The organism is Achromobacter sp. FW305-C-28, from assembly GCF_058783235.1.
Genome location: NZ_JBYSYL010000006.1, coordinates 199,199 through 213,017, shown reverse-complemented (window position 1 = coordinate 213,017; position 13,819 = coordinate 199,199). Strand labels below are relative to the sequence as shown.

The window sequence follows — 13,819 nt, the reverse complement described above, 5'->3', positions numbered from 1 at the left end:
TTTTTGATCGTGGGCCGCTCAGACGCGGTTCCAGTCGAATGTCGCCTGCTCGCCTTTGCCGTAAAGCTTGAGCGCACCCTTTTCGCCCGCGGCGTTGGGACGGTTGAAAATCCAGTTCTGCCAGGCGGTCAGCCGGCCGAAGATGCGCGTTTCCATGGTTTCGCGGCCGCCGAAGCGCAGGTTGGCTTCCAGGCCGGTGAGCGCATCAGGCGACAGCGCGCGGCGTTCTTCCAGCACCATGCGGACCTCGTCGTCCCAGTCGATGCTGTCCGGGGCAAAGGTCACCAGGCCCAGCGCCAGGGCGTCCTTGGCCGCCAGCGGCTGGCCGGCGCGGGCGCGCACCGCGTCCAGCGGCGGCGCTTCTTCGTAGAAGCGCCGTTGCAGGCGGCTCTGGCCATTGACCATCGGATAGGCGCCGAAGTTGGCCTCGCCCACGATCAGGCTGGCGGCGGCCTCGCCCGCTTCGCTGTCCAGCATGTAGCTGCGGTCGGCGGCCAGGGCCAGTTCAAGCAGCGTGCCGGCAAAGCACGAACCGGGTTCGATCAGCGCGAACAGGCTGCGCGAGGTCACGTCCAGCCGTGCCAGCGTGCGGCGCAGCAGGCCGGCGGTTTCGCGCACGAACCAGTGGTCTGCATGGCGTTGCAGGGCGGCATCGGCCGCCAGCACCGCCTGCGCGTCCCCTTCGGTCTTGAGGATCCAGGTGCCAATATCCAGCTCGTTCGTGCGCAGGGACAGGATGGCGTCGTCCAGCTCGCGCGCCATCTGCAAGGGCCACCAGGCGGCGCCGGCGGCCAGGATGTCCGGCAGTTCGGATTCCACGGGCGCAAATGGCGCGCGCACGGTCCAGGTGGCCTGGCGGCGGGCCCGGTCGAGCTGCACGTCGACATAGCGGTACGACAAGGCATCGGCGCTTGCTTCACGCATCAACGGCGTCAGCGCCACGCCGGTCTCGCCCTGCGGGCGGCCGCTGCCTTCGGCCAGCGCCAGCGCGCGCGCGCGCACCGCGGCCTCGAACTGGGCCGGCTTGACCACGTCGTCGACCAGTCGCCAGTCCTTGGCGCGCTGGCCGCGCACGCCTTCGACCAGGGTGCAAAAGATATCGGCGTGATCGTGGCGCACCCGGCGCTTGTCGGTCACGCGGGTCAGGCCGCCGGTGCCGGGCAGCACGCCCAGCAGCGGCACTTCGGGCAAGGCGACCGACGACGAGCGGTCGTCGATCAACAGGATCTCGTCGCAGGCCAACGCCAGCTCGTAGCCGCCGCCCGCGCAGGCGCCGTTGAGCGCGGCGATGAACTTCAGGCCGCCGTGGCGGCTGGAGTCTTCGATGCCGTTACGGGTTTCGTTGGTGAACTTGCAGAAGTTCACCTTCCAGGCGTGTGACGACAGGCCCAGCATGAAGATATTGGCGCCCGAACAGAAGATGCGGTCTTTCATGCTGGTGACGACCACGCTGCGCACTTCCGGGTGCTCGAAGCGGATGCGCTGCAGGGCGTCGTGCAGTTCGATGTCCACGCCCAGGTCGTACGAATTGAGCTTGAGCTTGTAGCCGGGACGCAGGCCGCCGTCTTCGGCGACGTCCATCGCCAAGGTGGCCACCGGGCCGTCGAACGTCAGGCGCCAATGGCGGTACTGGGCGGGGTCGGTCCGAAAATCGACCTGGTTGGCTGTGCTGCTCATCGCTTGTCTCCTTGTGCACCCTGGCGTATAGGAAAAATACTGCATTAGATGAATTATTATGCAGATTAGTGCAGGCGAAAATCAGCGTCAAGCAAAAGATGCATAAAAGTGCAGTTTTCAGGCGGCGAGCGCGTTTCGGCCGCCGCAATGAGCAAGGCCGCCCAAAAGGGCGGCCCTGGCACAAACCTGCCGGTGCACCGACCGCTACAACGGCAGGCCGCAGGCCTTGCGCACCTGGGTCCGCAGGCCGGCGAAGCTTTCTTGCACCTCGAGGTGGCTGGTGACCCAGGTCAGGTCGGCCTTGGCGTAGAAGGCCTCGCGACCGGCCAGGATGCGCTTGAGATCGGCCATGGCCTCGTTGTTGCCCGACATGGGGCGAAAGTCGCCCTGCGCCATGACCCGGCCCATGTGCTCTTCGGGGGTGGCGCGCAGCCACACCGTATAGCAATGGGCCAGCAGCAGGTTGAGCGTCGCCGGTTCGGACACCAGGCCGCCGGGGGTGGCCAGCACCATTTCGGGGTAGATCTGCACGGCCTCTTCGAGCGCGCGGCGCTCGTAGCGGCGATAGGCATTGGGGCCGTACAGATTGTGGATTTCCAGGATGCTGCAGCCGGCCACGCGTTCGATTTCGCGGTTCAGCTCGACAAAGGGGTAGCCCAGGTCGTCGGCCAGCATCTGGCCCAGCGTCGACTTGCCGGCGCCGCGCAGGCCGATCAGCGCCACGCGCTGGGTGCGGTTGGGCCGCTGCGCGCCGGCGCCCACGCCGAACAGCTGCGTCAGGGCTTCCCGCGCCCGTTGCAGGTCGGATTCGGTGCGGCCGCTGAGCAATTCGCGGATCAGCAGCCAGTCGGGCGATTCGGTGGTGACGTCACCGACCAGTTCGGCCAACGCGCAATTGAAGGCCTTGGCAATTTGCAGCAATACCAGGATCGAAGCATTGCCGACCCCGTGTTCGAGGTTGGCCAGGTGGCGCTCGGACACGCCCGTTACCTGCGACAGGCCCTTGCGTGTCATGCCGCGGATGGCCCGCAGGCGGCGTACTCGCTCGCCCAGGGCGACCAGGAAGGCTTCGCGTTGGGGTTCTTCGGATGGCGCCGCGTCTAGCGCTTGGTTCATGGTGTAGCTGACTCCGCAAATACCCTGATAACACTCGATTTATGCACTATAGTGCTTGACCCGGATCAATGGAAGCACTATTTTTCCTCCAACAGCTTCAACAGCGTGTCAGGTGCGACAAAACAGCACTGGATTGCATCCCGCTTGACGCGCCGACAGTGTAAAGGAGGAGATACGGTGAGCACGCCTGAACGATTCCACGCCCTGATGCGCCAGGTCACCGACCTGATGGCGGGGCAGGCGCTGGACGGCGCCCTGCAAGACCGCCTGAACCGCGATGCCGGCCCCGGCAGCCCCCTGTACGCCGACATCTTCAGCGCCTGTAGGCAAGGCGTGGCCGACGGCTGGATGTGCAACCGCGAAGGCGGCGGCATCCGCTACGGCCGCGTCATCAAGCCGGCCGACGATCTGGCCGGCTGTTCGGTCGACGTGGTCGACATGGACGACCTGGCGGGTCCGCACCACGCCCACCCCAACGGCGAAATCGACATGATCATGCCGCTGACCGCCCAGGCCCGCTTCGACGGCCACGGCGCCGGCTGGCTGGTCTATGGCCCCGGCAGCGCGCATGCGCCGACAGTCACGCAAGGCCGCGCGCTGGTGCTGTACCTGCTGCCCGGCGGCGCCATCGATTTCGCGCGCCCCTGAACCCCCACCCCGTCATGCGGCCCTGAGCGCCAGCATGGCCCGCAATGCCGACAAGGGCCGACCACAGGCCCGGGCCCAACGCCCGCCAGAACACCAGGAGACCACCGTGAATGCCTGTCCCGCCGAATTGAATTTCGCCAGTCACCTGGCGGCCCTGAACGCGCCGCGCGCCGCCAAGACGGCCTACATCGACGACACCCGTCAGCTGACCTACGGCGAACTGGCCGAGCGCGTGGCGCGCATGGCGGGCGCGCTGCGGCAGCTGGGCCTGCGGCGCGAAGAGCGCGTGCTGCTGCTGATGCAGGACACGGTGGATTGGCCGGTGGCGTTCCTGGGCGCGCTGCACGCGGGCGTGGTGCCGGTGGCCGTGAATACGCTGCTGACGGCCGACGACTATGCCTACATCCTGAGCCACAGCCGGGTGCGGGCCGCCTTCGTGTCCGACGCGCTGCTGCCGACATTGCAGGCCGCGCTGGCGCAGGCGCCCGGCGAGGTCGAGCACCTGGTGGTCTCGCAACCCGCCGCGCCGCTGCCGGCTGGCGCGCATGACCTGGACGCGCTGCTGGCCGCGGCGCCGCTGGCGCCGGCCGTGCGCACGCTGTCCGACGAAATCGCGTTCTGGCTGTATTCGTCGGGGTCGACCGGCAAGCCCAAGGGCGTGGTGCATACCCACGGCAACCTGTGGCACACGGCCGAGCTGTATGCCAAGCCGGTGCTGGGCATCCGCGAGGACGACGTGGCGTTTTCCGCGGCCAAGCTGTTCTTTGCGTATGGCCTGGGCAACGGCCTGACGTTTCCGCTGTCGGTCGGCGCCACGGTGGTGCTGATGGCCGAACGCCCGACTCCCCAGGCCGTGTTCCAGCGCCTGACACGCCACCGCCCGACCGTGTTCTACGGCGTACCCACGCTGTACGCGAGCATGCTGGCCGCGCCCGACCTGCCGCCGCGTGCGCAGGTCGCCATGCGGGTCTGCACCTCGGCCGGCGAGGCCTTGCCGCGCGACATCGGCGAACGCTTCACGCGCCATTTCGGCTGCGAGATCCTGGACGGCATCGGCTCGACGGAAATGCTGCACATCTTCATCTCGAACCAGGCCGGCCAGTTGCGCTACGGCACCACCGGCAAACCGGTGCCCGGCTACGAGGTGCAGCTGCGCGACGACAATGGCGCCCCGGTGGCCGCCGGCGCCATCGGCGACCTCTACATCAAGGGCCCCAGCGCCGCGCTGATGTACTGGAACAACCGCGACAAGACGCGCCAGTGCTTCCTGGGCGACTGGCTGAAAAGCGGCGACAAGTATGTCTGCGACGCCGACGGCTACTACACCTATGCGGGCCGCAGCGACGACATGATCAAGGTCAGCGGCCAGTATGTGTCGCCGGTCGAGGTCGAGAACATCCTGGTGCAGCACGAGGCCGTGCTCGAAGCCGCCGTGATCGGCGTGCCCGACCACGACGGGCTGGTCAAGACCAAGGCCTACGTGGTGCTGCGCCCCGGCTTTGCGCCCGATGCGCAGACCGGCGCCGACCTGCAGCGCTATGTGAAACAGCACCTGGCGCCCTTCAAGTATCCGCGTCAGATCGATTTCACCGACGAGCTGCCCAAGACCGCCACCGGCAAGATCCAGCGCTTTCGGCTGCGTCAGCTGGAACAAGCCGCGCTATGACCGCCGCCACCGCCTCCGCCGTCCTGGCCAGCGATACCGGCTGGGCCGCCCTGCACGCGCTGGGCCGCGACCTGCGCCTGGAATACCGCTGGCTCGCGCCGCAGCGCAGGGATGCGCCGCTGCTGGTGTTCCTGCACGAAGGGCTGGGTTCGGTATCGATGTGGAAAGACTGGCCGCGGCAGGTCTGCGAGGCCGCCGGCTGCCGCGGGCTGGTGTATTCGCGCCACGGCTATGGCCGGTCCACGCCCCTGGCCGCAGGCGCAAAACGCGCCGTCGACTTCATGCACCGCGAGGCGGCCGAGGTCCTGCCCGCGCTGTTTGCCGCATTGGGCATCGACCCCGCGCAGGACAAGCCGGTACTGTTCGGCCACAGTGACGGCGGCTCGATCGCGCTGCTGTTTGCGGCGCTGCATCCGTCGGCGGTGGCCGGCGTGGTGGTGGCCGCGCCGCATATCTTTGTCGAACCGCGCAGCCTCGCCAGTATCCAACTGGCGCGACAGGCCTACCAGGACACCGACCTGCGCGAGCGCCTGGCGCGCCACCACGATGACGTGGATTCGGCCTTCCGGGGCTGGAACGACATCTGGCTGGACCCCGCCTTTGCCACCTGGAACATCCAGGCCAGCCTGCCCACCATCACCTGCCCGGTGCTGGCCATGCAAGGCGTGGACGACGAATACGGCACGCTGGCGCAGATCCGCGGCATCCGCGATGCCGCGCCGCAGACGCAACTGCTGGAAATTCCCGACTGCCGCCATTCGCCGCACAAGGACCAGCCCGCCACCGTCATCCAGGCCATCGCCGGATTCATCGGCGCGCTGGACCCACCCGGCCGCCGGTAAGGCAGCCCATAACAACGTACGGAGACCCATCATGACCCATGCCCTGTCCCGGGCCGCGCTAGGCGCCGCCCTGATGCTTGCCGCCAGCGGCGCCCTGGCCGCCGACAAGCTCAAAGTCGGTTTCATGCTGCCCTACAGCGGCACCTTCGCCGCGCTCGGCAATGCCATCGAGAACGGCTTCAAGCTGTATGTCGCCGAACAGGGCGGCAAGCTGGGCGGGCGCGAGATCGAATACTTCAAGGTGGACGACGAATCCAACCCGTCCAAGGCGGCCGAAAACGCCAACCGCCTGATCAAGCGCGACCAGGTGGACGTGCTGATCGGCACCGTGCATTCGGGCGTGGCGATGGCCCTGGCCAAGGCGGCCAAGGATTCGGACACCACGCTGATCGTGACCAATGCCGGCGCCAACGCCATCACCGGCCCGCTGTGCGGACCGGGCATCTTCCGCACGTCGTTCACCAACTGGCAGCCGGCCTACGCCATGGGGCCCGTGGCCAAGGCGCGCGGCCACAAGACGGCAGTCACCATCACCTGGAAATACGCGGCCGGCGACGAGGCCATCGGCGGCTTCAAGGAAGGCTTCGAGCAGGCCGGCGGCAAGGTGGTCAAGGAACTGAGCCTGCCCTTCCCCAACGTCGAATTCCAATCGCTCCTGACCGAGATCGCCGCGCTCAAACCCGACATGGTGTTCACCTTCTTTGCCGGCGGCGGCGCGGTGAAGTTCGTGCAGGACTACCACGCGGCGGGCCTGGACAAGACCATTCCGCTGTATGGCTCGGGCTTTCTCACCGACGGCACGCTGCCCGCGCAGGGCGCATCGGCGCAGGGTCTCCTGACCACGCTGCACTATGCCGACGGACTGAACACGCCACGCGACAACGCCTTTCGCGCCGACTACGCCAAGGCCTACAACGCACAGCCCGACGTCTATGCGGTGCAGGGCTATGACGCGGCGCAGCTGATGCAATCGGGCCTGACCGCGGTGCAGGGCGACTTCGCCAAGAAAGCGGACTTCCGCCGGGCCATGCGCGGCGCCACGGTGGACAGCCCGCGCGGCCCGTTCACGCTGTCGGCCGCCGGCAACCCGGTGCAGGACATCTACCTGCGACGCGTCGACGGGCTGGAAAACAAGGTGGTGGACGTGGCCGTGCGCAAGCTGGCCGACCCCGCCCGCGGCTGCAAGCTCTAGGACAGGCCCATGGACGCCGGCATCCTGCTCATCCAGAGCCTGAACGCCTTCCAGTACGGCCTGCTGCTGTTCCTGGTGGCCAGCGGGCTGACGCTGATCTTCGGCATCATGGGCATCATCAACCTGGCCCATGGCAGCTTCTACATGATCGGCGCCTACATGGCGTTCGCGCTGGGGCCGGCGGTGGACCGCTGGCTGGGCGGCGGCTTCCTGGCCACGCTGGCGGCCTGCGTGCTGGCGGCCGCCGCGCTGGGTTACCTGCTCGAGGCCGCGTTCTTCAGCTACCTGTACCGGCGCAACCACCTGCAGCAGGTGTTGATGACCTACGGCCTGATCCTGGTGTTCGAGGAATTGCGCAGCATCCTGGTGGGCAACGACGTGCACGGCGTGCCGCTGCCCACCTGGCTGCAAGGCAGCATCGCGCTGGGCGACGTGATGACCTATCCGGTGTATCGGCTGTTCATCTCGGGCGTGGGCATCGGCGTGGCGTTGCTCTTGTACTGGGTCATCGCGCGCACGCGGCTGGGCATGATGTTGCGCGCCGGCGCCAGCAACCGCGAGATGACCGGCTCATTGGGCATCGACATCAACAAGCTCTACCGGCTGGTGTTCGCCGCGGGCGTGGCGCTGGCGGCGCTGGCAGGCAGCATTGCCGCGCCGGTGTCGTCGGTGTACCCCGGCATGGGCAACGGCGTGCTGATCGTCTGCTTCGTGGTGGTGGTGATCGGCGGCATCGGGTCGATCCGCGGCGCGTTCGTGGCGGCGATGCTGGTGGGCGTGGTCGAGACCTTCGGCCAGGTGCTGTTCCCGGCCGCCGCGGGCGTGCTGGTGTACGTGCTGATGGCCGCCATTCTTCTGTGCAAGCCCGAAGGGCTGTTCAAACAGGGCTGATCATGAAGCTGAACCGACTCCTTCCCTGCCTGACCCTGCTGGCGCTGGCGGCCTTCGCCTGGAGCGGCAGCGACTACTACACCGGGCTGGCCGTGAAGATCATGATCTACGCGGTGTTCGCGCTGAGCCTGCAACTGCTGGTGGGCGGCGCGGGGCTGGTCAGCCTGGGGCACGCCGCCTTCTTCGGCATCGGCGCCTATGCCGCCGCGTTGCTGTCGCCGGCATCGGAAACGGGCAACCTGTGGTGGCTGCTGCCTGCGGCGCTACTGGCCGCGGCCGTCTACGCCCTCATCACCGGCGCGCTGGCGCTGCGCACCCGCGGCGTGTACTTCATCATGGTGACGCTGGCCTTCGCGCAGATGGCCTATTACGTGTTCCACGACACCAAGGCGGGCGGCGGCAGCGACGGCATCTACCTGTACTTCCGGCCGCAGGCCGACGTCGGCGGCTGGCGCCCGTTCGACCTGGACCAGGGCGCTACGTATTACTTCTTCGTGCTCGCCTGCCTGGCGCTGACCTGGGGCTTTCTGGCCCTGCTGCGGCGTTCGCCCTTCGGGGCGGCGCTGGCCGGCATCCGCATCAACGAACAGCGCATGCGCGCGGCCGGGTATTCGACCTATCCGTACAAGCTGGCCGCGTATGTCATCGGCGCCGCGCTGGCGGGCCTGGCCGGATTCCTGTTTGCCTTGAAGGACGGCTTCGTCACGCCCGAGCTGCTGGCCTGGGAACAGTCGGGCCTGGTGCTGCTGATGGTGATCCTGGGCGGCATGGGCAGCCTGGGCGGCGCGGTGCTCGGCACGGCGGCGCTGGTGCTGCTGCAGGAACTGTTCCAGTCGCAGGCGCTGTTTGGCGATTACGCGCGCCACTGGCACCTGCCGCTGGGCCTGGCCATCATCGCGCTGGTCGCCCTGCTGCCCGATGGCCTGGCGGGCCTGCCCGCGCAGTGGCGCCGCCGCCGTGCGCGCCGCGACGCGCCCGCCGCCTCCACCCCGGCGCCGCTGCGCCTGCCCCTACCGGGAGAGCCCCATGCCTGATCCCCTGCTGGCCGCCCGCGGCATCACGCGCCGCTTCGGCGGCCTGACCGCCGTCAATGACGTATCGCTGGCGCTGCAACGCGGCGCAGTCCATGCCGTCATCGGCACCAACGGCGCGGGTAAGTCGACGCTGATCAACCTGCTGTCCGGGGAACTGGCGCCCACCAGCGGCGAGGTCTCGCTGGGCGGCCGCGACATCACCGCCTGGAGCCAGCCCGAACGGGCCCAGGCGGGACTGGGCCGCAGCTACCAGCGGTCCACGCTGTTTCCCGAACTGAGCGTGTTCGAGAATTGCCGCCTGGCCGCGCAAGCGCGGCGCCAGCGCTTCTGGCATTGGTGGCGGCCGGCATCGGCCTGCCGGACCAGCGCGGCGCTGGCCGAACAGGCGCTGACCCGCACCGGCCTGGCGGACGACGCCGCGCAGCCGGCCGGCCTGCTGCCGCACGGCCGCAAGCGCCAGCTGGAAATCGCCATGTGCCTGGCGGGCGAACCGCAGGTGCTGCTGCTGGACGAACCCCTGGCCGGCATGGGGCCGGAAGAAACCGACCGCATCCTGGCCCTGCTGCAGACGCTGAAGGACGGCCACGCGATCCTGTTGGTGGAACACGACATGGACGCCGTCTTTCGCATCGCCGACACCATCACCGTCATGGTCAACGGCAGCAGCATCGCCAGCGGCAGCCCCGCGGCGATCCGCGCCAACGCCGAGGTGCGCAGCGCCTACCTGGGCGAAGACCTGGCGGCAGCCCCCGCTTTCGGAGACCCCGCATGCCCGCATTGATCGAGGCCGGCGGCCTGCATGTGTATTACGGCGCCAGCCATGTGCTGCGCGGCGTCGACCTGCGCATCGCGGCGGGCGAATCCGTGGGCCTGGTGGGCCGCAACGGCATGGGCAAGACCACGCTGATCCGCAGCCTGGTGGGCCAGGTGCCCAGCGCGCGCGGCAACGTCGCCGTGCGCGGACGGGACTGCACCCGGGCCCGCCCCCACGCCATCGCGCGGCTGGGCATCGCCTACGTGCCCGAAGGCCGCGGCATCTTTCCCAACCTGAGCGTGCGCGAGAACCTGCTGGTGGCGGCGCGCGCCGGCGTCCAGGGCCGCCAGGACTGGCACTACGACCGTGTGCTGGAAACCTTTCCCCGGCTGGCCGAACGCCTGGGCCACGGCGGCCAGCAATTGTCCGGCGGCGAACAGCAGATGCTGGCCATCGGCCGCGCGCTGATGACCAACCCCGACCTGCTGATCCTGGACGAAGCCACCGAAGGCCTGGCGCCGCTGATCGTGGCCGAGATCTGGCGCATCATCCGGCGCATCCGCGAAACGGGCATGTCCACCCTGATCGTGGATCGCAACTACCGCGCGGTGCTGGCCCATACCGACCGCTGCCTGGTGATGGAGAAAGGCCTGATCGCGCAGGATGGCGACAGCGCTGCGCTGGCGGCCGCACCGGAACAGTTGACGCGCTATCTGGGCGTCCAGGGCCGACCATGAAAAAGCCCCGCCGTGCCGATGGCCGGCGCGGCGGGGCTTGCCTCTATCCCGTCAGGTCAGATCAGCGCTTCGATCAGGAACGGACCGCGGCGCTTCAGGCCGTCTTGCAGCGCACGGGCGAAGCCTTCGACCGTGTCCACGCTGACCGCTTCGACGCCCATGCCGCGCGCCAGGTGGGTCCAGTCCAGGCAGGGTTCTTCCAGGTCGAGCATGCGGCGCGCATTGCGGCCCGGTTCCTGCACGCCGACGTTCTTCATTTCGCCGTGCAGCGTGGCGTAGGACCGGTTGGCCAGGATCACCGTCAGGCAATCGAGGTTTTCGCGCGCCTGCGTCCACAGCGCCTGCAGCGTGTACATGCCACTGCCGTCGGCCTGCAGCGTGATGACCTTGCGATCCGGGCAGGCCACCGCCGCGCCCGCGGCCATCGGCAGGCCGATGCCGATGGCGCCGCCGGTCAGCATCAGCCAATCGTGCGGGGCGCTGCTGGCGCTGTAGATCGGAAATTCGCGGCCCTGGGTGATCGACTCATCGCAGACGATCGCGTTGTCGGGAAGGTGATGCGCGACCAGGATATTGACCGCGGCGCCCGTCAGCTTGCCCGTGGCCGGCACCTCGTAGGAGGCGGCCGGCGCGGCCAGGCGCGGCGCGTCGGCAGCGATACCCAGTTCGTCGGCCAGCCATTCCAGCGCATGCGCCAGGTCTTGCTCGCCGGTGGCCAGCACCACTTGCTGGCAATCGGGCGGGGCCAGCAGGCTGGGCTTGCCGGGATAGGCAAAGAAGCCCACCGGCGCCTTGGCGCCGGCCAGCACCAGGTGGCGCACGTCTTTCAGCTTGGCCACGGCCAGGTCGATGGGGTAAGGCAGCCGGTCGACCGGCGTGCGCGCGCCGCCGCGTTCGATGCGGCGGTTGGACGTTTCGGACAGCAGGCGCACGCCGGTGGCGCGCGCGATGCGGCCAGCGGCATTGAGCGCGCGGTCGCGCAGCGCGGCGCCGCCCAGCATCAGGGTCGTGACCTCGCCGCTGCGGATCGCCTGGGCAGCGGCGCGCACGGCCTCGATGGACGTGTGCGGCACGGCGGCGTCGGTGACCTTGACCGGCGCGGGCGTGTCGGCCGGGAGTTCGGTCCAGGCGGTGTCGGCCGGCAAGATCAGCGTGGCGATGTTGCCCGGCTTGCGGCGCGCCACGGCAATGGCCTCGGCCGCATCGGCGGACATGGCCTGGGCGGTCAGGCTGCGCTTGACCCAGTGCGACATCGGCCGCGCCACGCCTTCGACGTCGCTGGTCAGCGGCGCGTCGTACTGCACATGATAGGTGGCGTGGTCGCCCACGATGTTGACCATCGGGGTGCGGGCGCGCTTGGCGTTATGCAGGTTGGCCAGGCCGTTGCCCAGGCCCGGACCCAGGTGCAGCAAGGTAGCGGCCGGCTTGTCGGCCATGCGGGCGTAGCCGTCGGCGGCGCCGGTCACCACGCCTTCGAACAGGCCCAGCACGCAGCGCATCTTCGGCTTGCGATCCAGCGCCGCCACAAAGTGCATCTCGGACGTGCCTGGATTGGCAAAGCAGACGTCCACATCGTTGGCAAGTAGGGTGTCGCAAAGACTGTCAGCGCCGTTCATCGTGTTTCCCTGGTGGTTTTGTTGGCTGGGGCCGGCGGCGGCGCGCCGGCCCATTGGCATGATAGGTAGCGTAGCGCAAACCCGGTAGAGCCATTTTCGGCGCCAGGCATGGAACCATTTTGCGGGTTCCAACAGCCGGAATTTATCCGGCTGCCGTACCAAATGCACCGCACCCCTACGCCAGGATCTGCCCCAGGAAGGCCTGCGCGCGTTCGGAACGCGGCGCCGAGAAAAACTGCGCCGGCGTGTCGACCTCGACGATCGCGCCCTGGTCCATGAACACCACGCGGTCGCCGACCTCGCGCGCGAAACCCATTTCATGGGTCACGCACACCATCGTCATGCCGTCGCGCGCCAGCGACACCATGGTGTCCAGCACTTCCTTGACCATCTCGGGGTCCAGCGCCGAAGTCGGCTCGTCGAACAGCATGATCTTGGGCTGCATGCACAGCGCACGCGCAATCGCCACGCGCTGCTTCTGGCCGCCTGACAACTGGCCCGGATACTTGGCCGCATGCTGCGGGATCTTGACGCGTTCCAGGTACTGCATGGCGCGCTGCTCGGCGTCTGCCTGCGCCACGCCCTTGACCAGCATCGGCGCCAGCGTGCAGTTTTCCAGCACGGTCAGGTGCGGGAACAGGTTGAAGTGCTGGAACACCATGCCCACTTCGGCGCGGATGCGCTCGATGTTCTTGACGTCGTCGTTCAGCTCGATGCCGTCGACCACGATGCGGCCCTTCTGGTGCTCTTCCAGACGGTTGAGCAGCCGGATGGTGGTGGACTTGCCCGAGCCCGACGGGCCGCACAGGATCAGCTTTTCGCCGGGGCTCACTTGCAGGTCCAGCCCGTCCAGCACCTGGAAGTCGCCATACCATTTCGAGACGCCCTGCATCGTGATGATAGGCGCGATGCGATTCATTCCGTCCATGGCGTCAGGCCTTCGAGATGTCGTGGTTGTCGCCGGCGCCGCTCCAGTAGCCCGGCACGGTCAGGCGCTTTTCAGAGCGGCGGAACAGATAGGCCAGGATGCTGCACAGCGCGAAGTAGATGACGCCGACCATGGTGTAGACGGTCAGCGCCTGGAACGTCGCGCCAGCCAGCATTTCACCGGCGCGCATCAGTTCATACACGCTGATCACCGCCACCAGCGAGGTCTCTTTGATGAGCACCAGCGCGTAGTTGCCCAGCGCCGGGAAGATCGTGCGCAGCGCCTGCGGCAGCACGATGCGTTGCAGCCGCTGGCCACGGCGCAGGCCCAGCGCGCGCGCGGCCTCGTACTGGCCAGTATCCACCGACTGGATGCCGCTGCGGAACAGCTCGGCCAGGTAGGCGCCGAAGTTCAGCGTCAGCCCCAGCACGCCGGCCACGAAGCCGTTGATCACCACGCCCATTTCCGGCAGGCCATAGTAGATGTAGAACAGCTGCAACAGCAGCGGCGTGCCGCGGATGATGTCGATATACAGGCGCGCGGCGCGGCTCAGCGCCCGATGCCGCGACAGGCGGCACAGGCAGACGACCAGGCCCAGCGCCACCGCCAGGAATGCCGAACAGAAAAACAGCGCCAGGGTCCAGACCGTGCCCTCGGCCAGGGGGGTCAGGTACATGCGCAGGGTAGCGAGATCCAAGTCGTGCTCCTTATCCGTGCC

13 protein-coding genes are annotated in these 13,819 nt (G+C 68.2%); 8 read left to right on the top strand and 5 right to left on the bottom strand.

The features are described from left to right. Positions 1-18: 18 nt before the first annotated feature. Both boxC and AC3WMR_RS17045 read right to left on the bottom strand, forming a co-directional pair. A complete protein-coding gene (boxC, locus tag AC3WMR_RS17050; protein ID WP_492264078.1) occupies positions 19-1,677 on the bottom strand; it encodes a 2,3-epoxybenzoyl-CoA dihydrolase in 1,659 nt (552 codons plus the stop codon). A gap of 204 nt (positions 1,678-1,881) precedes the next feature. Further along, positions 1,882-2,793, bottom strand: a complete 912-nt coding sequence (locus AC3WMR_RS17045) for a helix-turn-helix transcriptional regulator (protein ID WP_025137417.1) — start codon at positions 2,791-2,793, stop codon at positions 1,882-1,884. 177 nt (positions 2,794-2,970) lie between these two features. Between AC3WMR_RS17045 and AC3WMR_RS17040 the strand changes: the two genes are divergently transcribed. From AC3WMR_RS17040 to AC3WMR_RS17005, 8 genes are all read left to right on the top strand, one after another. Then, the gene (locus AC3WMR_RS17040; RefSeq protein WP_492264079.1) at positions 2,971-3,441 is read left to right on the top strand and encodes a DUF4863 family protein; all 471 of its coding nucleotides are present in this window, start codon (positions 2,971-2,973) and stop codon (positions 3,439-3,441) included. 106 nt (positions 3,442-3,547) lie between these two features. Further along, positions 3,548-5,107, top strand: a complete 1,560-nt coding sequence (locus AC3WMR_RS17035) for a benzoate-CoA ligase family protein (RefSeq protein ID WP_492264080.1) — start codon at positions 3,548-3,550, stop codon at positions 5,105-5,107. Continuing rightward, a complete protein-coding gene (locus AC3WMR_RS17030) occupies positions 5,104-5,949 on the top strand; it encodes an alpha/beta fold hydrolase (protein ID WP_492264081.1) in 846 nt (281 codons plus the stop codon). The genes AC3WMR_RS17035 and AC3WMR_RS17030 overlap by 4 nt, the downstream gene beginning before the upstream one ends. A gap of 31 nt (positions 5,950-5,980) precedes the next feature. Beyond that, positions 5,981-7,141: an ABC transporter substrate-binding protein gene (locus AC3WMR_RS17025; protein WP_492264082.1), complete on the top strand. Its 1,161-nt coding sequence runs from the start codon at positions 5,981-5,983 to the stop codon at positions 7,139-7,141. 9 nt (positions 7,142-7,150) lie between these two features. After that, complete coding sequence (locus AC3WMR_RS17020; RefSeq protein WP_492264083.1) at positions 7,151-8,032, top strand: branched-chain amino acid ABC transporter permease; 882 nt, start codon at positions 7,151-7,153, stop codon at positions 8,030-8,032. A 2-nt stretch (positions 8,033-8,034) separates the two neighbouring features. Next, positions 8,035-9,066, top strand: a complete 1,032-nt coding sequence (locus AC3WMR_RS17015; protein ID WP_492264084.1) for a branched-chain amino acid ABC transporter permease — start codon at positions 8,035-8,037, stop codon at positions 9,064-9,066. Further along, on the top strand, positions 9,059-9,847 hold the full coding sequence (locus tag AC3WMR_RS17010) for an ABC transporter ATP-binding protein (RefSeq protein WP_492264085.1): 789 nt from the start codon (positions 9,059-9,061) through the stop codon (positions 9,845-9,847). Before AC3WMR_RS17015 ends, AC3WMR_RS17010 begins: the two co-directional genes overlap by 8 nt. Further along, on the top strand, positions 9,835-10,557 hold the full coding sequence (locus AC3WMR_RS17005) for an ABC transporter ATP-binding protein (RefSeq protein ID WP_492264086.1): 723 nt from the start codon (positions 9,835-9,837) through the stop codon (positions 10,555-10,557). Before AC3WMR_RS17010 ends, AC3WMR_RS17005 begins: the two co-directional genes overlap by 13 nt. A gap of 56 nt (positions 10,558-10,613) precedes the next feature. Here AC3WMR_RS17005 and AC3WMR_RS17000 read toward each other — a convergent pair whose 3' ends face one another. The 3 genes from AC3WMR_RS17000 to AC3WMR_RS16990 form a co-directional block, all read right to left on the bottom strand. Beyond that, positions 10,614-12,173 (bottom strand): acetolactate synthase large subunit, encoded by a 1,560-nt coding sequence (locus AC3WMR_RS17000; protein ID WP_492264087.1) that lies wholly within the window; start codon positions 12,171-12,173, stop codon positions 10,614-10,616. 175 nt (positions 12,174-12,348) lie between these two features. Then, the gene (locus tag AC3WMR_RS16995; protein ID WP_492264088.1) at positions 12,349-13,101 is read right to left on the bottom strand and encodes an amino acid ABC transporter ATP-binding protein; all 753 of its coding nucleotides are present in this window, start codon (positions 13,099-13,101) and stop codon (positions 12,349-12,351) included. Between the two features lie 4 nt (positions 13,102-13,105). Then, positions 13,106-13,798, bottom strand: coding sequence for an amino acid ABC transporter permease (locus AC3WMR_RS16990; protein ID WP_025137407.1), 693 nt, complete (start codon positions 13,796-13,798; stop codon positions 13,106-13,108). Positions 13,799-13,819: the final 21 nt, after the last annotated feature.